Origin of the sequence: Sphingomonas cannabina, from assembly GCF_021391395.1 — a bacterium.
Taxonomy (GTDB): Bacteria; Pseudomonadota; Alphaproteobacteria; order Sphingomonadales; family Sphingomonadaceae; genus Sphingomonas; species Sphingomonas cannabina.
Window position 1 is genome coordinate 2,649,542 of sequence record NZ_CP090059.1, and the last position, 18,920, is coordinate 2,668,461.

The 18,920-nt window shown below is 68.7% G+C and carries 19 protein-coding genes; 14 read left to right on the forward strand and 5 right to left on the reverse strand.

Going from position 1 to position 18,920, the window contains the following annotated elements; genetic code table 11:
* Positions 1 to 82: 82 nt before the first annotated feature.
* The gene (locus tag LZK98_RS12740) at positions 83 to 1,366 is read right to left on the reverse strand and encodes an acyl-CoA dehydrogenase family protein (RefSeq protein WP_233782753.1); all 1,284 of its coding nucleotides are present in this window, start codon (positions 1,364 to 1,366) and stop codon (positions 83 to 85) included.
* A 135-nt stretch (positions 1,367 to 1,501) separates the two neighbouring features.
* Here LZK98_RS12740 and LZK98_RS12745 point away from each other — a divergent pair, with 135 nt between their 5' ends.
* The gene (locus LZK98_RS12745) at positions 1,502 to 2,743 is read left to right on the forward strand and encodes a TetR/AcrR family transcriptional regulator (RefSeq protein ID WP_233782754.1); all 1,242 of its coding nucleotides are present in this window, start codon (positions 1,502 to 1,504) and stop codon (positions 2,741 to 2,743) included.
* A 150-nt stretch (positions 2,744 to 2,893) separates the two neighbouring features.
* Here the strand turns inward: LZK98_RS12745 and LZK98_RS12750 are convergent, their stop codons facing one another.
* Together LZK98_RS12750 and LZK98_RS12755 are read right to left on the reverse strand one after the other, a co-directional pair.
* Complete coding sequence (locus tag LZK98_RS12750) at positions 2,894 to 3,964, reverse strand: acyl-CoA dehydrogenase family protein (protein WP_233782755.1); 1,071 nt, start codon at positions 3,962 to 3,964, stop codon at positions 2,894 to 2,896.
* Between the two features lie 193 nt (positions 3,965 to 4,157).
* Positions 4,158 to 5,369, reverse strand: a complete 1,212-nt coding sequence (locus LZK98_RS12755) for an acyl-CoA dehydrogenase family protein (protein WP_233782756.1) — start codon at positions 5,367 to 5,369, stop codon at positions 4,158 to 4,160.
* Positions 5,370 to 5,824: 455 nt separating this feature from the next.
* Here LZK98_RS12755 and LZK98_RS12760 point away from each other — a divergent pair, with 455 nt between their 5' ends.
* Positions 5,825 to 7,048 carry an MFS transporter gene (locus LZK98_RS12760; RefSeq protein ID WP_233782757.1) on the forward strand — a complete coding sequence of 408 codons (1,224 nt, stop codon included), beginning with the start codon at positions 5,825 to 5,827 and terminating at the stop codon, positions 7,046 to 7,048.
* Positions 7,049 to 7,064: 16 nt separating this feature from the next.
* Here LZK98_RS12760 and LZK98_RS12765 read toward each other — a convergent pair whose 3' ends face one another.
* Positions 7,065 to 7,850 carry an SDR family NAD(P)-dependent oxidoreductase gene (locus LZK98_RS12765; RefSeq protein ID WP_233782758.1) on the reverse strand — a complete coding sequence of 262 codons (786 nt, stop codon included), beginning with the start codon at positions 7,848 to 7,850 and terminating at the stop codon, positions 7,065 to 7,067.
* An 83-nt stretch (positions 7,851 to 7,933) separates the two neighbouring features.
* Between LZK98_RS12765 and LZK98_RS12770 the strand changes: the two genes are divergently transcribed.
* From LZK98_RS12770 to pyrF, 10 genes are all read left to right on the forward strand, one after another.
* Entirely contained in the window at positions 7,934 to 9,487 is a 1,554-nt protein-coding gene (locus LZK98_RS12770) for a class I adenylate-forming enzyme family protein (protein ID WP_233782759.1), read from the forward strand.
* Entirely contained in the window at positions 9,484 to 10,257 is a 774-nt protein-coding gene (locus tag LZK98_RS12775) for a thioesterase family protein (protein WP_233782760.1), read from the forward strand. Before LZK98_RS12770 ends, LZK98_RS12775 begins: the two co-directional genes overlap by 4 nt.
* Positions 10,258 to 10,374: 117 nt before the next feature.
* The gene (locus LZK98_RS12780; protein ID WP_233782761.1) at positions 10,375 to 11,067 is read left to right on the forward strand and encodes an EF-hand domain-containing protein; all 693 of its coding nucleotides are present in this window, start codon (positions 10,375 to 10,377) and stop codon (positions 11,065 to 11,067) included.
* A 67-nt stretch (positions 11,068 to 11,134) separates the two neighbouring features.
* Entirely contained in the window at positions 11,135 to 11,875 is a 741-nt protein-coding gene (locus LZK98_RS12785; protein WP_319937487.1) for a response regulator, read from the forward strand.
* A complete protein-coding gene (locus LZK98_RS12790) occupies positions 11,869 to 13,215 on the forward strand; it encodes a sensor histidine kinase (RefSeq protein WP_233786579.1) in 1,347 nt (448 codons plus the stop codon). The genes LZK98_RS12785 and LZK98_RS12790 overlap by 7 nt, the downstream gene beginning before the upstream one ends.
* A 66-nt stretch (positions 13,216 to 13,281) precedes the next feature.
* The gene (locus LZK98_RS12795; RefSeq protein ID WP_233782762.1) at positions 13,282 to 13,464 is read left to right on the forward strand and encodes a hypothetical protein; all 183 of its coding nucleotides are present in this window, start codon (positions 13,282 to 13,284) and stop codon (positions 13,462 to 13,464) included.
* 25 nt (positions 13,465 to 13,489) lie between these two features.
* Positions 13,490 to 14,185 (forward strand): endonuclease/exonuclease/phosphatase family protein, encoded by a 696-nt coding sequence (locus LZK98_RS12800; RefSeq protein WP_233782763.1) that lies wholly within the window; start codon positions 13,490 to 13,492, stop codon positions 14,183 to 14,185.
* Between the two features lie 43 nt (positions 14,186 to 14,228).
* Positions 14,229 to 16,505, forward strand: coding sequence for a patatin-like protein (locus LZK98_RS12805; protein WP_233782764.1), 2,277 nt, complete (start codon positions 14,229 to 14,231; stop codon positions 16,503 to 16,505).
* A gap of 43 nt (positions 16,506 to 16,548) precedes the next feature.
* Positions 16,549 to 16,872 carry a LapA family protein gene (locus tag LZK98_RS12810; RefSeq protein WP_233782765.1) on the forward strand — a complete coding sequence of 108 codons (324 nt, stop codon included), beginning with the start codon at positions 16,549 to 16,551 and terminating at the stop codon, positions 16,870 to 16,872.
* A 56-nt stretch (positions 16,873 to 16,928) separates the two neighbouring features.
* Positions 16,929 to 17,540 (forward strand): orotidine-5'-phosphate decarboxylase, encoded by a 612-nt coding sequence (pyrF, locus tag LZK98_RS12815; protein ID WP_233786580.1) that lies wholly within the window; start codon positions 16,929 to 16,931, stop codon positions 17,538 to 17,540.
* Between the two features lie 6 nt (positions 17,541 to 17,546).
* On the opposite strand, the gene LZK98_RS12820 is transcribed toward pyrF, so the two are convergent.
* Entirely contained in the window at positions 17,547 to 17,690 is a 144-nt protein-coding gene (locus tag LZK98_RS12820) for a hypothetical protein (RefSeq protein ID WP_233782766.1), read from the reverse strand.
* A gap of 76 nt (positions 17,691 to 17,766) precedes the next feature.
* Between LZK98_RS12820 and LZK98_RS12825 the strand changes: the two genes are divergently transcribed.
* Together LZK98_RS12825 and LZK98_RS12830 are read left to right on the forward strand one after the other, a co-directional pair.
* Complete coding sequence (locus LZK98_RS12825) at positions 17,767 to 18,282, forward strand: GNAT family N-acetyltransferase (RefSeq protein ID WP_233782767.1); 516 nt, start codon at positions 17,767 to 17,769, stop codon at positions 18,280 to 18,282.
* Positions 18,282 to 18,914 carry a phosphoribosylanthranilate isomerase gene (locus tag LZK98_RS12830; RefSeq protein ID WP_233782768.1) on the forward strand — a complete coding sequence of 211 codons (633 nt, stop codon included), beginning with the start codon at positions 18,282 to 18,284 and terminating at the stop codon, positions 18,912 to 18,914. The genes LZK98_RS12825 and LZK98_RS12830 overlap by 1 nt, the downstream gene beginning before the upstream one ends.
* The last annotated feature ends 6 nt before the right edge of the window (positions 18,915 to 18,920 follow it).

Sequence of the window (18,920 nt, forward strand, 5' to 3'; positions counted from 1 at the left end):
GCCGGGGTCCACCGCGCCACCCGCGACGGCATGAATTGTTGAGCCGTGGATGCCGGAACAAGTCCGGCATGACGGTTGGGGCCTAACGCGACACCCCGACATCCCCGCTCGACGCCGTATCCGCCCGATATTCCCCATATTTCCCAAACTCGTGCCGCGCGATCGCCCGGTTGTGCACCTCGTCCGGCCCGTCGGCGAAGCGCAACGTCCGTACGTTCGCCCAGGCACCCGCCAGCTCGAAATCGCCCGACACCCCGCCCCCGCCATGCGCCTGGATGGCATCGTCCAGGATCTGCAGCGCCATCGACGGCGCCTGCACCTTGATCATCGCGATCTCGAGCTGTGCCGACTTGTTGCCCGCCTTGTCCATCATGTCCGCCGCCTTGAGGCAGAGCAGCCGCGTCATCTCGATGTCGATCCGCGCCCGCGCGATGCGCTGCTCCCAGATCGAATGGTCGGCGATGCGCTTGCCGAAGGCGATGCGCGACAAGAGCCGCTTCGCCATCGCCTCGATCGCCACCTCGGCCACCCCGATCGTGCGCATGCAGTGGTGGATGCGCCCCGGCCCCAGCCGCCCCTGCGCGATCTCGAACCCCCGCCCCTCGCCGAGGAGGACGTTCTCGACCGGCACGCGGACATTCTCCAGCACCACCTCGCCATGCCCGTGCGGCGCATGGTCATAGCCGAACACCGACAGCATCCGCTCGATCCGGACACCCGGCGCGTCGAGCGGCACCAGGATCTGGCTCTGCTGGGCATGGCGCTTGGCCTGCGTGTCGGTCTTGCCCATCACGATCGCGATCTTGCAGCGCGGATCGCCGACGCCAGACGACCACCATTTCCGCCCGTTGATGACATAATGATCACCATCCCGGACCATCGAAGTCTCGATGTTGGTCGCGTCCGACGACGCCACCGCCGGCTCGGTCATCAGAAAAGCCGAACGGATTTCCCCATCCATCAGCGGCCGCAGCCACCGCTCCTTCTGCTCGCGGGTGCCGTAGCGATGCAGCACCTCCATGTTGCCGGTATCGGGCGCCGAGCAGTTGAAGCACTCGCTCGCCCAGCCGATCCGGCCCATCTCCTCGGCACATAACGCATATTCGAGATTGGTGAGCTGCGTGCCCTCGAACTCGAAGCTGTCGTCGACATGGGCCTGCCCCGAATGCGGCGGCATGAAGAAGTTCCACAGCCCCTGCGCCCTGGCGATTGCCTTCACCTCCTCGACGACGGGAAGCACCTTCCAGCGATCGCCCTCGTCATGCTGGCGGCGATACTCGTCCTGCCGCGTGCGGATGTGCTGGTCGATGAAGGCCCTCACGCGGTCGCGGAAATAGGTCTCGCGCTCGCTCAGCGTGAAGTCCATGGCCGCCTCTCCTCAATCTCGCGTCATTCTGCCGCTCCGGCCATACCCGATTTTCGGTAAGGCCTGTCAAGCGTGCCGAACACTCCCGCAAAAAAAGACGCTTTGGTTTCAAAAATCCCCTGCTAGATTGAGGAGATGAACGCCCCGGACCCGATCCGCGCGGCCGAGGAGGGGGGAACGAAGCGGTTCCGCGCGAAGCGTGACGCCATCCTCGCCGCAGCCGCCGAAGCCATCAACGAACAGAGCGCGAAGGGCATGACCTTCGCCGACGTCGCCGCGCGCGTCGGGCTCAACACCACCAGCGTCACCTATTATTTCCGCCGCAAGGAGGACCTCGCCACCGCCTGCTTCGAGCATACGCTCGAGCGGCTGCAGGACATGCTGGCAGCCTCGATGGCGGAACCGACGCCGGAGCGGCGCGTCGCCAAATTCCTCGAGATCAACATGACCCGCCTCGCCGCGATCCGCCGCGAGGAGGAGAAGCCGCTGGCGGTGCTGTCGGACCTGCGCGCGCTGGAGGGGCCGGCGCGCGAGCAGCTCCTCGCCGGCTGGCGCGAGGTGTTCAGCCGCACCCGCCTGCTGTGGGGCGAGCCGGCGACCCGCGCGATCAAGGACCTCAACGGCGCCCGCGCGCACGTGCTGCTCGAGAACAGCTTCTGGCTGTCGGCCTGGCTCACCCGCTACGAACTCGACGAATATCCGCGCGTCGAGCAGCGTATCATGGACGTGTTCCGCACCGGCCTCGCCCGCCAGGACGCGGCCTGGGCGCCGGCGCTGCTCGACCTGACGCACGACGAAAGCGAGCCCGGCCGCGCCGCCTTCCTGACCGCGGCGACGCGCCTCATCAACGAGCTCGGCTACCGCGGCGCCTCGGTGCACAGGATCGCGAGCGAGCTCAACGTCACCAAGGGCAGCTTCTACCACCATCTCGACGCCAAGGACGAGCTGGTCACCGCCTGCTACAAGCGCAGCTTCGACACCATCGCCGACGCCCAGCGCCTCGCGCACGAGCGCGGCGGCAGCTTGTGGCAGATGCTGCAGGACGTGATCGCGACGTTGCTCGACGTGCAGTTCTCGGAGCACGGCCCGCTCCTGCGCACCACCGCGCTGTCGGGCCTGCCGCCGCGCGAGCGGCAGACGATGATCGACCGCTCGAACCGCATCGCGCGCCGCTTCGCCGGCATGATCTCCGACGGCATCGCCGAGGGCTCGATCCGCCCGGTCGACCCGCTGGTCGCGAGCCAGCTGCTGATGTCGCTGCAGAACGCCGCCTTCGACATGCGCAAATGGGCCGGCACCATGAGCCGCGAGCGCGCGGTGGCGATGTACGCATCGACGCTGGCATTCGGCCTGTTCGACGACAGGGCGGCGGGGTAGCCCTTACCGTCCCTCTCCCATTGGGAGAGGGAAGGAGCGCCGAAGGCGCGGGAGGGTGAGGGTGACTACGGCCGGCGAGGGCACCCTCACCCTCCCACTCGGCTACGCCGAGCGGGCCCCTCCCTCTCCCAATGGGAGAGGGCCTTCTCTCTAATACCCACCCAACCGCGCGAACCGGTCACGGTGCCACGCCGCCGTCCCCCACATCTGCTCCAGCACCCTCATCCGTTTCAGATAGAAGCCCGCGTCATATTCATCCGTCATCCCGATGCCGCCATGGAGCTGGATCAGCTCGCGGCTCATCAGGTTGCCCACCTCATTGGCCTTGGCCTTGGCGAGCGAAGCCGCCTGGCGCGTGTCGCCACCGCCGTCGAGCGCCTGGAGCCCCGCCTCGACCGCCGAGCGCATGACCTCGATATCGCCATAGAGCCCGGCCATGCGATGCTGCAGCGCCTGGAAGGTCGCCAGCACCTGCCCGAACTGCACGCGCTGCTTGAGGTACGCGAGCGTGGTCTCGAACGCCTGCCCTGCCATGCCAAGCATCTCGGCGGAGGCGAGGATCGCCGCGCGGTCGAGCGCCGCATCGAGCAGGCCATCCCCGCCCTCCGTCAGCTTCTCGGCCGCCGCGCCGGTGAAACGCACCTCGGCATGGCTGCGGAAGTCGGCGAGGTGCCGTCGCGAGCGGGCAACCCCTTCCCCCTCCTCGACCAGATAGAGCCCATCGACCGCCGCGACGACGAACAGCCCCGCGGTATCGCCCTCAGCCACGAACGCCTTGACGCCGCTCAGCCTGCCGCCCTCGACCCGCGCGGCAATCGCCGCCGGGTCATGCCGCGGCCCCTCGTCGACCGCGAGCGTCGCCACCAGCTCGCCGCTCGCGATCCGGGGCAGGAACCGCGCCTTCTGCGCCTCGCTGCCGCCGAGGATGATCGCCGATGCCGCCACCGCCGACGCGGCGAGCGGGCTGGCGGTGAGCGTCTTCGCCGTCTCCTCGATCACCAGCCCCAGGCTCAGCCAGCCGAAATCGCTGCCGCCATAGGCCTCGGGAATGATGATCCCGGTCCAGCCCATACCGGCCATCTCACCATAGACCGACGGGTCGTACCCCGCCGCCTCGTCCGCGTCGCGCACCTTGCGCCAGGCGCCGACGGGGCTCTCGTTGCTGGTCCACTCGCGCGCCATGTCGCGCAGCATCGTCTGCTCTTCGCTGAGAACGGCCATACCGAAACTCCCTCTCCCCACCGGGGAGTTTCAGGTCGGATTGTCCCCCGGACAATCCTAAACCGTGCGGGGCACGGTTTACCTGAAACTGGTTGGGGAGAGGGGCAGTGTGTCCCACCACCCTCTCGACCCAGCCCCTCTCCCGACTTCGCTACGCTCGTCTGCCCTCTCCCCGATGGGGAGAGGGCGCAAATCACTGATGGTCCAGCATCCCCAGGATGCGCTTGGCGATCACGTTGTTCTGGATTTCGGTCGATCCGCCGTAGATCGTGGTCGCCTTGCCGAACAGCCACGCCCGGGTGGCGGTGATCTCCTCGCGCGTGAAGCCTTCGCCTTCCCAGCCGAGCCCCTGCAGCCCCGCGATCTCGATGATCAATTCCGAGCGCTCCTGCCCCAGCTTGGTGCCGATCGTCTTGAGGATCGAAGACACCTCGGACACCCCGCCCGCCGCCTTCGATTCCGCCTGCACCCGCATCGCGGTGAGCAGGAAGGCGCGCCAGTCCATCTCGAACCGGGTGATCCGCGCGCGCAGCTCGCGATCGGCGATCAGCCCGTCCTTGTCCGTCCCGACATATGTCTTCGCGAGGTCCGCCAGCGACGGCCCGCCCGGCATCAGCCGCGCGCCCGCGCCCGACAGGTTGGTGCGCTCGTGCTGGAGCAGCCGCTTGCCGATCGTCCAGCCCTGCCCCTCCTCGCCGACGCGGTCGCTCTTCGGCACCTTCACGTCGGTGAAGAAGGTCTCGCAGAACGGCGACATGCCGCTGATCATCCGGATCGGCTTCACCTCGACGCCGGGCGCGTTCATGTCGATCAGCAGGAAGCTGATGCCGCCCTGCTTCTGGCTCTTGTCGGTGCGCACCAGGCAGAAGCATTTGTCCGCCCATTGCCCGCCGCTGGTCCAGGTCTTCTGCCCGTTGACGAGGTAATGATCCCCCATGTCCTCGGCGAAGGTCTGCAGGTTGGCGAGGTCCGACCCGGCATTGGGTTCCGAATAGCCCTGGCACCAGCGCACCTCGCCCCGGGCGATCGCCGGGATATGCTCGCGCTTCTGCTCTTCGCTGCCATATTCGAGCAGCGTCGGGCCGAACATCATCACGCCCATGCCGCCGATCGGGTTCCAGGCGCCGATCCGCGCCATCTCCTCGGCGAGCACCTTCGCTTCGGCCCGGCCCAGGCCGCCGCCGCCATATTCGCTGGGCCAGGTCGGGACGCCCCATCCCTTCTCGCCCATCGCCTTCTTCCAGGCGGCCTCCTCGGGCGACAGCTCGGCCGGCCCCTCGACCGCCGACATCGCATTGTCCTTGCCCTTGAGCGCCGGCGGGAAATTCTCCGCGAGCCATGCGCGGACACTCGCGCGGAACTCGTCCAACGCACTCGCCGTCTCCGGTTCAGCCAGGGTCGCCATTGCCTCTCCCATCCTTGGAACCGCCGAACGGTGCATGTGACAACTTCGGCGTCGACATGTTCTACTTTCGCCTGCCGCCTCAACCGCGACCGGGATCAAGTTTAGAAACTGCGGTACGGAAAGCACATCGTCAAGAGCGCACTCACCGGTCCGTCTCTAAGAACCGATCGACATCCGAGAGGATGACTGACATCTCAACTCTCCCCAGCGTCACCCCGGACTTGTTCCGGGGTCCACCGGGAGGCAGGGACTGGACAAGAGGGTTCAGGCCCGCCCGTGAGGCTCAGTGGACCCCGGAACAAGTCCGGGGTGACGGTTGGGAATCGGGCTACGGAAGACCTGCAACCCAAATTTCGATCCGCCCCGACCCCTCCCCGTCAGGGAAGGGACTCAACCTTATAGTTGGCGCACAGCGCCAAATCGGCCATGAACGCGGCCCCAGGGAGAGACTTCACATGCGCTTCGAACATCGCGCGGTACCGATCGCATTGGCGGCGGTGCTGATCGACACGATCGGCTTCGGCATCGTCATGCCGGTGCTGCCGACGCTGCTGATGCAGCTCGGCCATACCGACATCGAGCACGCAACCCGCGTCGCCGGCTACATGCTCGTCGCCTTCGCGGGCGTGCAGTTCTTCGCCGGACCGGTGCTCGGCAATCTCTCCGACCGGTTCGGGCGGCGGCCGGTGCTGATCTATTCGATGCTGTCGTTCGGCGTCGACTATGCACTGATGGCCTGGGCGCCGACGATCGGCTGGCTGTTCCTAGGCCGCGCGATCGCAGGCGCGGCGGGCGCAGTCTACGGCCCGGCCGGGTCGGTGATCGCCGACGTGACTCCGCCCGAGAAGCGCGCCGGCACCTTCGCGCTGATCGGCGCCGCCTTCGGGCTCGGCTTCATCCTCGGCCCAGCGCTCGGCGGCTTGGTCTCTGGCTGGGGCGTGCGCGCGCCGTTCATCGTCGCGGGGCTGCTCGCGCTCTTGAACGCGCTGGTGATGGCGGTCGCGATGCCCGAGACGCTCAAGCCCGAGAACCGCCGCCCGTTCAGCCTGGCCGACGCGCACATCGTCGGCGCCTTCCGCCCGCTGTTCCATGCCGGCGTCGCCGGGCCGCTGCTGCTGGCGACCTTCATCTTCCAGCTCGCGCACATGGTCTATCCCTCGACCTGGAGCTTCTGGGCCACCGCACGCTTCGGCTGGAGCCCGCGCGAGATCGGCTGGAGCCTCGCCTTCGTCGGCTTCATGAGCGTGATCGTCCAGGCCGGGCTCACCGGCCGCGCGGTCAAGGCGCTCGGCGAGCGGCGCACCTTGCTGATCGGCATGGCGAGCTCGGCGATCGCGTTCATCGGCTACACCCTCATCACCGCCGGCTGGCAGGCCTATGCGCTGTTCGTGGTGAGCTCGCTCCAGGGCTTCGTCATGCCGTCGGTCCAGGGCCTGCTCTCGCGCCTGGTCGACGCGACCCGGCAGGGCCAGCTCCAGGGCGGCATGGGCAGCATGGGCAGCGTCTCGCTGATCCTCGGCCCGCTGATGCTGACGCAGGCGCTCGCGTTCGGAATCGACCACAGCTTCCCCGGCGCGGCCTTCGCGCTGGCGGCGGTGCTGACCCTCACCGCAACCGCGCTGGTCGTGTGGAAGGTGCTGGGGCACGTGCCGCCGAAGGAGGCGCCCGCGGCCGCGTGATCCGCCGGGGGGAGGGCTAAATCTCCTTCCCCGGCCGCCGCGACAGCCCGACGTCGAGGTGCGCGCCGGCGTCGAGCTCGATCACCTCGCCGGTGATCACGCGGCTCGCCGGATCGAGCAGCATCGCGATCGGGCCGGCGATATCCTCCGCCGTCGCGGCCATCGCCATGGGCACGCTCGCCGCGATCCGCTCATTGAGCGCCTTGAGCCCCTCCTCGCCCAGCCGGTTGGCGAACCAGCCGGTGCCGACGTAGCTCGGCGCCACCGCATTCATGCGAATCCTCGGCGCCAGCACGCGCGCGAGGCTTTTGGTCATGGTAATCAGCGCACCCTTCGACGCAGCATAGGCGACCGACGACCCGATCCCGTGCACGCCCGCGACCGAGGCGACGTTGACCACCGCGCTGTGCGGCCCCTCGCGCATCGCGGGGGCGCAGGCGCGGATCATCTGGAAGGCGCCGATCAGGTTGAGCCGGTAGATGTCGATGAAATCCTCGGCGTCGAGCGCCTCCAGATCCTCGTGTGCGGCGAACTTGGTCTTGCCGGCGTTGTTGACGAGATAGTCGATCCGCCCGAACGCCTCGACCGCCGCCTGCGCCAGCGCCCGGCACTGGCCGTCATCGACGACATCGGCCCGCACCGCGATCGCCCCATTGCCCACCTCTGCCGCCAAAGCCTCGGCCGCCTCACGACTCGAAGCATAATTGACGACGCAGCGAACACCTCGCGCCGCCAGCACCCGCACCACCGCCGCCCCGATCCCGGTGCCCCCACCGGTAACCACCGCAACCTCTCCCGTCATGCCATCCTCCATTTTCGAAGATCGCGTATGGCATTCCCCACCACTTCCGCCTAGCTGTCGACCGAAAAGACCATGGAGAGCCCATGCCGACCGCCGTGGACATTCTAGGGAGCAATTTCGCCACCCTGCCCGATCTGATCGCCGCCCATGCCCGCGAGCATGGCGACAAGCCGGCGCTGATCCAGGGCGACCGCAGCCTGAGTTACGCCGAGCTCGACGAGGTGATGGACCGGGTCGCCGCGGCGCTGCAGCGGGAAGGCGTCCGGCAACGCCAGGCGGTCGCGATCGTGGCGGCGATGTCGATCGAATATGCCTGCGCGTTCCTCGGTGCCGTGCGGGCCGGAGCGGTGCCGGCGCCGATCGCTCCCTCCTCGACCGGCGAACAGATGGCAGCGATGATCGCTGACAGCGGCGCCTCGATCCTCTACCTCGACGCCGATGCCGCCAGGACGCTCGGCGACAGGCCGACAGCCGCCAAGCGCGTCGCGCTCGACGACAGCGATGCCGGCGCGGCGCATGAGGATTTCATCGCGCCGGAAGGCAGCAAGCCGCAGCCGGTCGAGATCCTGCCGGACGATCCGTTCAACATCATCTACTCCTCCGGCACCACCGGCACGCCCAAGGGCATCGTCCAGCCGCACCGGATGCGCTGGGCGCATATCGCGCACAATGCGGCGGCGGGGTTCGGCGAGGCGGTGACGATGATCGCGACGCCGCTCTATTCCAACACCACGCTGGTCAGTTTCCTGCCGACGCTCGGCTGGGGCGGCACCTGCGTGCTGCTCGGCAAGTTCGACGCACTGAAGTTCGTCCAGGCGGCGGAAAGGCACCGTGCCACCCACGCCATGCTGGTGCCGGTCCAGTACGCCCGGATCATGGCGCTGCCGGAGTTCGACCGCTTCGACCTTTCCAGCTTCCGGCTCAAGACCTGCACCTCCGCTCCCTTCTCCGCCGCACTCAAGGCCGACATCCTCGCGCGCTGGCCGGGGCTGCTCGTCGAATATTACGGCATGACCGAGGGCGGCGGCACCTCAGTGCTGATCGCCAACATATTCCCGGACAAGCTCCACACCGTCGGCCGCCCGATCGAGGGTCACGACATCCGCCTGATCGACGACGACGGCCGCGAGGTGCCGGTCGGCGAGATGGGCGAGGTGGTCGGCCGCTCGCCGGCAATGATGACCGGCTATCACGGACGCAGCGGGGCGACCAGCGCCGTCGAATGGTTCGACGCGGAGGGCAACCGCTTCATCCGCCACGGCGACGTCGGTCGGTTCGACGAGGACGGTTTCCTGACGCTGCTCGACCGCAAGAAGGACGTGATCATCTCCGGCGGCTTCAACATCTACCCCTCGGACATCGAGGCGGTGATGGCGGAGCATCCCGACGTCGCCGACTGCACCGTCGCCGGCGTGCCGTCGGAGGAATGGGGCGAGACGCCGGTCGCCTTCTTCGTGCCCAAGCCCGGCGCGCGGCCCGACCGCCAGGCGGTGATGGACTGGGTCAACGCCCGCGTCGGCAGGACGCAGCGGCTGCGGGGTATCGAAATGCTCGACGAGCTGCCGCGCAGCGCGATCGGCAAGGTGCTGAAGCGCGAGCTGCGCGATCGCTATCAGGCGGCCAGGGAAGCGGCATGACCGCCCTCGCCGAGCTGCTGGCCGGTGCAGAACCGGTTCAAGGCGGATTCCGCGTCGAAGTCCCGCCGAGCTGGCTCCAGGGCCGCACCGCCTATGGCGGCCTCTCCTCCGCGCTGGCGCTGCACGCGGCGAAGCTCAGCGACACCGATCTGCCGCCGCTGCGCTCGGCGCTGATCGCCTTCGTCGGGCCGCTGTCCGGTACGGTGACCGTCACCGCCGAACGCCTCCGTCGCGGCCGCAATGCCGCCTTCGTCGAGGCGACGATCCGCTCCGAAGCCGGATTGGGCTATCGCGCGACCTTCGTGTTCATGGCCGACCTGCCCTCCAGCATCGCCCACGACGAGACCGGCCGGACGCCGCACGCCCCGCCTCCAGCCGACGCCGAGCTCTACACCGGGCCGCCCGGGTTCTTCACCGGCAACTTCAACTTCTACGACATGAAGGCGCATGTCTCGGGCCCCGAATGGCTGCGCTGGGGCCGGCTGCGCGAGCGCGAGGGGCTCGATCCCGAGACGCACCTGATCGCCGTCGCCGACGCGCTGCCGCCCGCCGCCTTCGCGCTGATCCGCGACAACCAGGTGACGATGAGCTCGATGACCTGGATCGTGAACCTGCTCCAGCCCCGCCCTGTCACCATTGACGGCTGGTGGCTGCTCCACACCCGCAGCGATCGCGCGGTCGGGGGTTATTCGAGCCAGCGCATGACGATGTGGAACGCCGACGGCGTGCCCGTAGTCGAGGCGATGCAGGGCGTCGCGGTGTTCGGCTAGCGAAGCTGCGACATGTTGCGACAATCTCGCCGGCCAGTGACACACGCCAGCGACACCGGCCTTCCATATCGCCGACAGCGGGACCGATCCGGCCCGTCAGCGAAAGGATTGCCCGCAATGAAACCCTTCCCGCTTCTGGCCGCGCTCGGCGTCACGATGCTGACCGGCGTCGCCGCCTTCGCCACCCAGACCGCACCCGCCGCTACCATCGTCAAGCCGCTCAAGGGCGATACCGACAAGGACGGCAAGCTGACCCGTGCCGAGTTCCTCGCCGGTGCCGAGGCGCGCTTCGCCAAGCTCGATACCAACAAGGATGGCGTGCTCACGCCCGACGAGATGCACGCCGGCCACGGCAAGTTCGGCCATCGTTTCGGCGGGGCACCTGGGCTGATGCCGCAGGATTCGCCCCCGCCGATGGGCCGCGGGATGGGCGGACGGATGCTGGACCGCCTCGACACCGACAAGGATGGCAAGATCAGCAAGGCCGAGTTCGCCGCCCAGTCCGGCGAGCGGTTCGCGCGCTTGGACGCCAACGGCGACGGCAAGATCGATGCCGCGGAGCGTTCCGCAGCCGCAGAAGGCGGCCGGCGCGGCGGGCGCGGCATGAGCCGGATGGATCCCGACGGCGACGGCGTGATCACCCGCGCCGAGTATGACGCCCAGAGCGACCAGCGCTTCGCCCGGCTCGACACCAACGGCGACGGGTTCATCGATGCGGCCGAGCGTCAGGCGATGATGTCGCGCATGGGCCGCGGCCGCCCCGGCGGTGACACGCCTCCCCCTCCGCCGCCGGCCCCCGAGGGCAACTGAGCGCGGACGCCAGCGCCGGGCCGGTCACCCTCCTCGTCCGGCCCGGCGCTGGCCATGACGCGATGATATGGTAACTGCCATGGAGATGTCCGCCGAACTTCCCCATCTGCTGCTCGTCGACGACGAGCGCTCGATCCGCGAGCCGCTCGCGCAATATCTGACCAAACAGGGCTTCCGCGTGACCCAGTCGGGCGACGCCGAGAGCGCCCGCGCGCGGCTCAACGCCTATGCGATCGACCTGATCGTGCTCGACATCATGATGCCGGGCGAGGACGGGCTGTCGCTGTGCCGCCACATCCGCGCGACCAGCGACACGCCGGTGATCCTGCTCACCGCCCGCAGTGAGGAGACCGACCGGATCATCGGGCTCGAGATGGGCGCCGACGACTATGTGGTGAAACCCTTCTCCCCCCGCGAGCTTGCCGCGCGCATCCGCGTAGTGCTGCGGCGCGTGGCCGCAGGCGGGGTGCGCCAGCATGGGCCGGAGGCGGGCTCCTACGCCTTCTCCGGCTGGGTGCTGAAGACCGCGGAGCGCACGCTGATCGATCGGGAGGGCGTCGCCGTCCCGCTCTCGACCGGTGAGTACAACCTGCTGCTCGCGCTGGTCACGCGCCCGCGCCAGGTGCTGACGCGCGACCAGCTCCTCGATCTCACTCAAGGCCGCGAGGCGGCCGCGTTCGACCGCTCGATCGACAATCAGGTCAGCCGCCTCAGGAAAAAGATCGAGACCGATCCGAAGACCCCGACCCTCATCAAGACCGTGTGGGGCGGCGGCTACACCCTCGCGGCCGAAGTCACCAAATTGTGAGGTTCGGCCCGCGCAGCCTGCCCGGCCAGCTCGCGCTGCTCGTCGCGATCGCGTTGTTCCTCGCGCAGGCGATCAACTTCGGCCTGCTGCTGCGCGAGCGTAGCAAGTTGCGGCTGGCCGGCACCACCGGTCCGACCGTGACCCGTCTGATCGACGCTTTCGAGCGGCTCGGCAGCGGACGCCCCCTCTCCGACCGCCCGCGCGGACGCGTCCGCCTCGTTCCGGGCAATCCGATCCCCCGGGAATTGCCGCGCGTCGAGGATATAGAGTCCGCGATTCGCTCCGGCCTCGCCGAGGCCGGCGTTTCACCGGGCCGCATCGTCACCGGCGTCAGGCCGGTTTCTCCCAACGACCCGCGTATTATGCGTATGCGACCGGACCAGGCGCGCCGATTCCTTCACAGCGGCGCCGAGCTGGTCGTGGCGGTCGAGGCACCGAAGCGGGGCTGGCTGACGCTCTCCGTCCCATGGCCGCGCACCGAGCGCGGGCTGGTCGCGCAGCTCGCCGCGCAGACGCTGATCCTCTACGGCATCGTCCTGCTTGCGGTGCTGTGGATCGGGCACCGCATCGCCCGCCCGCTCCGCGCCCTTGCCGCCGCCGCGCATGATTTCCATCCCGGCGACAACGCGCCGCCGGTCGAGGAGCAGGGTCCGAGCGACGTCCGCGCCGTGATCGCGGCCTATAATGCGCTCAGCAAACGCGTGACGGCGATGCTCGACGAGAAGGACCGGATGCTCGGCGCGATCGGCCACGACCTGCGCACGCCGCTGGCAGCGCTGCGCGTCAGGATCGAATCGGTCGAGGACGACACCGATCGCGCGAAGATGGCCGACACGATCGACGAGATGAACCGCACGCTCGACGACATCCTCTCGCTCGCCCGGCTCGGCCGTCCGAGCGAGCCGCCGGTCGAGGTCGACCTTGCCGCGCTGGTCGACGCGGTGGTCGAGGATTTCCGCGACCTCGGTCATGACGTCACGGCAGAGGAATTCCCGCGCCTGCCGATGCGGCTCAGGCCCGCACTGATGCGGCGCGCGGTGCGCAACCTCATCGAAAATGCGGTCAAATATGCCGCCGACGTAGAGGTGACACTTAACCCGACGCCGAAGGGGGCACGAATCGAGGTGCTCGACCGCGGGCCCGGCGTTCCTCCGGACAAGCTCGCCGCGGTGTTCGCTCCCTTCACCCGGCTCGAAAGCTCGCGCAACCGGGAGACGGGCGGCATCGGCCTCGGCCTCGCGCTCGCGCGGGCGATCGTCGAGGAGGCCGGCGGCACGATCGCGCTCGCCAATCGCGACGGCGGCGGCCTCGTCGCCACGATCGAGCTTCGCCGCAAATGAATGCGGCGCGGACGCAACTCCGGCGCCGTTCGACCGTTCCCGCGCGACGATCCGTGGAGGACGCAGATGCCCGACGGGAACAGATTGGCACAGCAGGCGGGTCATGCCGTCGCCGAGGAAGGGATAGTGGTGCTGGACGGACCGGACGGCGTCGCGATCACCATGACTCCCGAGGCGGCGGAGCAGACCGCCCGTAACCTCGAACAGGCGGCCGAGGAAGCGCGGCGCCAGCGCGAGATGCAACGCTGATCCGATTGCGTTACATCGGCCCGCGATGATCAAGGTCGCGAGCTACAATATGCGCAAGGCGATCGGCACCGATCGCCGCCGCCTTCCCGAGCGCACGCTGGAGGTTCTGCGCGAGATCGATGCGGACGTGATCGCTTTGCAGGAGGCCGACCGCCGCTTCGGCCGGCGCGAGGGTGTCATCTCGCTCCATCTCCTGGAGGAGCACAGCCCCTGGAAGGCGGTCCCGTTCGGGATGCGCGCGCACAGCATGGGCTGGCACGGCAACGCGCTGCTGGTGCGCAAGGACGCGACCGTCGCCGATTGTGAGGCGATCCACCTGCCCGCGCTGGAGCCGCGCGGCGCGGTGATGGCCGACGTCAGGGTGAACGGGATCATGCTCCGCGTGGTCGGCATGCACCTCGATCTTTCCGGCCTGTGGCGGCGGCGGCAGGCGCATGCGATCCTCACCCATGTCGCCACGGCCGCCACGCAGCACCCGACGGTACTGATGGGCGACCTCAACGAATGGAGCCGTCAATCCGGTTGCCTGCGCGACTTCAGCCGGGACTTCACCGCGGCGGAGACCGGCCCCAGCTTCCACGCCCGGCGGCCGGTCGCCCGGCTCGATCGGATCATGGTGTCGCATGACCTCACGGTGACGGGCTGCGGCGTGCATTCCAGCGCCGCGTCGCGGACCGCCTCCGATCATCTGCCCGTCTGGGCCGAGCTCGAGCTCGCCTGATCCCATGCTGGCTTCGATGCCCTTGAACGGCTAACCGGAAGCCATGCGGGAGAAGGAACTGAGGCTGGCGCTGGTCTGCTATGGCGGCATCAGCCTCGCCGTCTACATGCATGGCATCACCGGAGAGATCTGGCGCCTCATCCGCGCCAGCCATGCCTTTCATGAAGGATCCGAACGCGCCGGCGGCAGCCAGGGCGTCTATCATGCGCTGCTGGAGGAGATCGCCGACAGTGCCGAACTGCGGCTGCGCGTGCTGGTGGACATCATCGCCGGCGCCAGCGCTGGCGGGATCAACGGCATCTTCCTGGCGCAAGCGATCGCCGCCGGCCAGTCGCTCGATCCGCTCACCCAGATGTGGTTCGACTATGCCGATGTCGAGGCGCTGCTCGATCCGGATGCCGCGCCCAATCCCTTCTCGAAGCTGTGGGCGGCGCCGATCGCCTGGATGGCGGCCAGCCGCGATGCGATCGCCGAAACGGTCGAGCCGGCGACCCGCGAAGAGGTCGGCCGCAAGCTCCAGCGCTTCGTCCGCGCCCGCTGGTTCGAGCCGCCATTCGGCGGCAAGCGCTTCACCCACATGATGTTCGACGCGCTCGACGCGATGGCCGCCGGCCCCAAGGGACCGCGCCTGTTGCCGGAGGGGCAGCCGCTCGACCTGTTCGTCACCGTCACCGATTTCCGCGGCCATCCCGAACGGCTCCGGCTCAATTCGCCGCCGGAGGTGGTCGAGACCGAGCACCGGCTGATCTTCCCCTTCTCCGACGACGGCGAGGGAAGCTGTGGCGAGCCGATCGAGCTCGCCTTCGCCGCACGCGCGACCTCGAGCTTCCCCGGAGCCTTCCCGCCGCTCCGCCTCGCCGAGATCGATGAGGTGGTGGCTGAGCGCAAACTCGAATGGCCGACGCGCCAGGCCTTCGTAGAGCGCGTATTGCCGCGCCATTCCGCCGCCAACGCCGCCGAGAGCGCTGTGCTGATCGACGGATCGGTGCTCGCCAATGCCCCTTTCCGCCCCGCGATCGACGCGCTGCGCGATCGTCCCGCCAAGCGCCAGATCGACCGCCGCTTCGTCTATGTCGATCCGGTACCAGGCTTCCATTTCTCACTGGGCTCGACCGCCGCCGAGCAGCCCGGTTTCTTCCAGACCATCATCGGCGCACTTTCCGAGCTCCCCCGCCAACAGCCGATCCGCGACAATCTCGACGCGATCGCGGCGCGGACCGAGCGGATCGAGCGGATGCACGCGATCCTGGAGGGGCTACGCGCCGAGGTCGAGGGCGCGGTAATGGGCATCTTCGGCTATACGCTGTTCCTAGACTATCCGACGACGTCGCGGCTCGCGGCTTGGCGACGGCGCGCCCAGATCGCCGCGGCCAAGAATGCCGGCCTGTCCTATTCGGCCTATGCCCGGCTCAAGCTGGTCGATGTGACCGCACTCACGGCGGACCTGCTCGAACGCGCCGGGGGGGAAACCAGTCCGGATCGCCGGCAGCATCTGCGTGATCGCGTCGGCGCCGCGATCGCTGCTCGGGGCGTTACGCCGGCCACCGCGGGCGAGCTCTCCGTGAACTCGGCGATCGTCCATTTCCTGCGCGCGCACGACCTCGGCTTCCGCATCCGTCGGCTGCGGCTGCTGGCGCGGCGGCTGACCGAGATGGATACGGGCGGCGACGACCAGCGGCTCCAGCCGTTCCGCGACGCGCTCTACGAAAGCCTCGCCCGCTATCTCGATCTCCAGGACAGCGACCGGCACAAGGCGCTGCGCGACCAGGTCCGCCATCTCGGCGACGACGCCGGCCCGCTGCTCGATGCGCTCGCCGCCGCGATGGACCTCCCCGGCATCGACGCCGAGACCGATCGCCGCCTGTCCGAGGGCTTTTCCGCGCTGCCCAAGGAGCTGCGCCGGCCGCTGCTGCTCGCCTATCTGGGCTTCCCCTTCTTCGACATCGCCACCTTGCCGCTGCTCCAGGGCGAGGGGCTCGACGAGTTCGATCCCGTAAAGGTCGACCGCATCTCCCCGGATGATGCCAAGGCGATCCGCGCCGGCGGCGCCGCGGCGACGCTGAAGGGCATCCAGTTCAACAATTTCGGCGCCTTCTTCAGCCGTGCCTATCGCGAGAACGACTATCTGTGGGGACGTCTCCACGGCGCCGACCGGCTGGTCGACATCGTCGTTTCCACCCTGCCCCTCAACGTCAGCCTGAAACCGGGACGGATCGCCGCGATCAAGCGCGCTGCCTTCCTCGCCATCCTCGACGCGGAGGAATCGCGCCTCACCGCGATTCCGGGCCTTTTCGAACAGCTGCGGCAGGAGATCGGCTGATCGGGGTGGCCATTTGCCGCAGACGCACATAAGGTCCACGCTCATGCAATTCCTCAAGACATTGCTGATCGTCCTCATGGTCGGTCTCGGGGTCGCCTTCGCGATCAACAATTGGACGACGGTGCCGCTGGCGCTGTGGGGCGGCCTCGTCGCCGACGTGAACCTGCCGCTGCTGATGCTGGTGTGCTTCCTCGCCGGGCTGGTCCCGATGTGGCTCGCCTGGCTCACCACCCGCTGGCGGCTGCGCAACCGCCTCGCCACCACCGAGCGCACCGTCGCCGACCTGCGCCAGGCCACCGCCACGCCGCCACCGCCACCCCCCGTGGCTGAGGAGAGCGCCTCGCCGCTTCCGGGGACGCTGCTGTGAGCCCGCTGTTCGTCGCCCTCGATACGCCGGACCTCGACCGCGCCAAGGCATTGGCGATGCGGGTGCGCAACCACGTCGGCGGGATCAAGCTCGGCCTCGAGTTCTTCCTGGCCAATGGTCGCACGGGAGTGCGCGAGATGGCCGACATCGGCCTGCCGGTGTTCCTCGACCTCAAGCTCCACGACATTCCCAACACCGTCGCCAAGGCGATCCAGGCGCTCCGCCCGCTGGAGCCGGCGATCCTCACCGTCCATGCCGCCGGCGGCCGCGCGATGATGGAGGATGCCAAGGCCGCCGCGCCGCTCGACACCAAGGTCGTCGCGGTGACGATGCTGACCAGCCTCGACGGCGACGACCTGACCTCGATCGGCCTCAAGCCCGATCCGCACGAACAGGTGCTGCGGCTGACCGAGCTCGCGCGCTCGGCGGGCATCGACGGCATCGTCTGCTCGGGCGAGGAAGTCGCCGCGGCACGCAAGCTCTGGCACGACGGTTTCTTCGTGGTGCCGGGGGTGCGTCCGCTCAACAGCCACGCCGCCGATCAGAAGCGCGTGGTCTCGCCCCGTCAGGCGCTCGATTCGGGCGCCTCGATCCTGGTGGTCGGCCGCCCGATCACCCAGGCCGAAGACCCCGACCAGGCGGCCCGGGCGATCGAGGCGACGCTGTAGCGCGGTTCAGGCGGCGCCGGTCACGATCGCCAGGAACTCGCCGAATTCCATTCCCGCGAGGAAGATGGCGACGGCCGACGCCAGCACCAGCAGCGCGTTCGTCAGGCGCTTGCGCTGCTCGAAGAAGCGCACGATCTGATCGATATCCATGACCCAGAACCTAGCATCTGCCACGCCTCAGGAAAATCATCGTTGCGGCGGCGAACGCGCGAGCTATCCCGCCGCGATGTCATCCGACCTCATGATTCGCCTCGCGACGCGCGGGGACCTGCCCGGCCTGCATCCGGTGATCGAGCGCGCCTACCGCGGCGACAGCGCGCGCGAGGGATGGACGCACGAGGCGGACCTGCTCGAGGACCCGCGCACCAGCCTCGACGTGCTGGAGGGCATCATCGCCAGCCCGGAGCAGCGCCTGCTGGTCGCCGAACGCGGCGACGGCACGCTGCTCGGCTGCGTCTCGGTGACGGGGCTCGGCGGCGGCCTCGCCTATCTCGGCCAGCTCTGCGTCGAACCGCGCCTCCAGGCCGGCGGCATCGGCAAGCTGCTGCTGACCGCTGCCGAGGATTGCGCCCGCAGCGAATTCGGCGCCGATCGCATCGAGATGACAGTGATCGACACGCGCGCCGAGCTGATCGCCTATTATGAGCGCCGCGGCTACGCACTCACCGGGGAGCGGCGCGATTTTCCCATTCCGCTCGATCCGCCGATGTTCATGGTGGTTCTCGAAAAGCCGCTTGCCTGATGCCTGCCAGCGCCAAGATCTGCGGCCTCTCGACGCCCGAAACGCTCGCCGCCGCCGTCGACGGAGGGGCGAGCCATGTCGGCTTCGTGGTGTTCCCACCGAGTCCGCGCCACGTTCCGCCGGAACGGTTGGCGGCGCTGGCCGGGCGCGTACCGGCACGCGTGACCCGGGTCGGCGTGTTCGTCGACCCCGACGACGCGCTGCTCGACAGCGTCGTCCCATGGCTCGACGCGCTCCAGCTCCACAAGGTCGCGCCCGAGCGTGCCGCCGCAATCCGCGCCCGCCATGGCCGCGAGACCTGGGTCGCGGTTCCGGTCAAGGCCGGTGCCGACCTCGATGCGGCACGCGGCTATCGCGGCGCGGCCGACCTAATCCTCTATGACGCCAAGACCCCCGACACCGCCGCGCTGCCCGGCGGCATGGGCTTGCGCTTCGATTGGACACTGCTCGACGGCTTCGCGCATCCGCTGCCCTGGGCGCTCTCCGGCGGGCTCGACGTAGGCAACGTCGGCGAGGCGATCGGGCGCACCGGCGCGCGGCTGGTCGACGTCTCCTCGGGTGTCGAGAGCGCGCCGGGCGTCAAGGATGTGGACAAGATCGCCGCTTTCCTTAAAGCGGTGGCGCAATGTTGAGGCTGT

Bases quoted from the DNA above. Each gene is read 5' to 3' on its own strand.
- LZK98_RS12760 (WP_233782757.1), top strand. From the start codon at position 5,825: ATGCGCTTCGAACATCGCGCGGTACCGATCGCATTGGCGGCGGTGCTG.
- LZK98_RS12795 (WP_233782762.1), top strand. From the start codon at position 13,282: ATGCCCGACGGGAACAGATTGGCACAGCAGGCGGGTCATGCCGTCGCC.
- LZK98_RS12765 (WP_233782758.1), bottom strand. From the start codon at position 7,850: ATGACGGGAGAGGTTGCGGTGGTTACCGGTGGGGGCACCGGGATCGGG.
- pyrF (WP_233786580.1), top strand. From the start codon at position 16,929: ATGCGGGTGCGCAACCACGTCGGCGGGATCAAGCTCGGCCTCGAGTTC.
- LZK98_RS12805 (WP_233782764.1), top strand. From the start codon at position 14,229: ATGCGGGAGAAGGAACTGAGGCTGGCGCTGGTCTGCTATGGCGGCATC.
- LZK98_RS12775 (WP_233782760.1), top strand. From the start codon at position 9,484: ATGACCGCCCTCGCCGAGCTGCTGGCCGGTGCAGAACCGGTTCAAGGC.
- LZK98_RS12800 (WP_233782763.1), top strand. From the start codon at position 13,490: ATGATCAAGGTCGCGAGCTACAATATGCGCAAGGCGATCGGCACCGAT.
- LZK98_RS12750 (WP_233782755.1), bottom strand. From the start codon at position 3,964: ATGGCCGTTCTCAGCGAAGAGCAGACGATGCTGCGCGACATGGCGCGC.
- LZK98_RS12755 (WP_233782756.1), bottom strand. From the start codon at position 5,369: ATGGCGACCCTGGCTGAACCGGAGACGGCGAGTGCGTTGGACGAGTTC.
- LZK98_RS12830 (WP_233782768.1), top strand. From the start codon at position 18,282: ATGCCTGCCAGCGCCAAGATCTGCGGCCTCTCGACGCCCGAAACGCTC.
- LZK98_RS12770 (WP_233782759.1), top strand. From the start codon at position 7,934: ATGCCGACCGCCGTGGACATTCTAGGGAGCAATTTCGCCACCCTGCCC.
- LZK98_RS12740 (WP_233782753.1), bottom strand. From the start codon at position 1,366: ATGGACTTCACGCTGAGCGAGCGCGAGACCTATTTCCGCGACCGCGTG.
- LZK98_RS12745 (WP_233782754.1), top strand. From the start codon at position 1,502: ATGAACGCCCCGGACCCGATCCGCGCGGCCGAGGAGGGGGGAACGAAG.
- LZK98_RS12825 (WP_233782767.1), top strand. From the start codon at position 17,767: ATGTCATCCGACCTCATGATTCGCCTCGCGACGCGCGGGGACCTGCCC.
- LZK98_RS12780 (WP_233782761.1), top strand. From the start codon at position 10,375: ATGAAACCCTTCCCGCTTCTGGCCGCGCTCGGCGTCACGATGCTGACC.
- LZK98_RS12785 (WP_319937487.1), top strand. From the start codon at position 11,135: ATGGTAACTGCCATGGAGATGTCCGCCGAACTTCCCCATCTGCTGCTC.
- LZK98_RS12810 (WP_233782765.1), top strand. From the start codon at position 16,549: ATGCAATTCCTCAAGACATTGCTGATCGTCCTCATGGTCGGTCTCGGG.
- LZK98_RS12820 (WP_233782766.1), bottom strand. From the start codon at position 17,690: ATGGATATCGATCAGATCGTGCGCTTCTTCGAGCAGCGCAAGCGCCTG.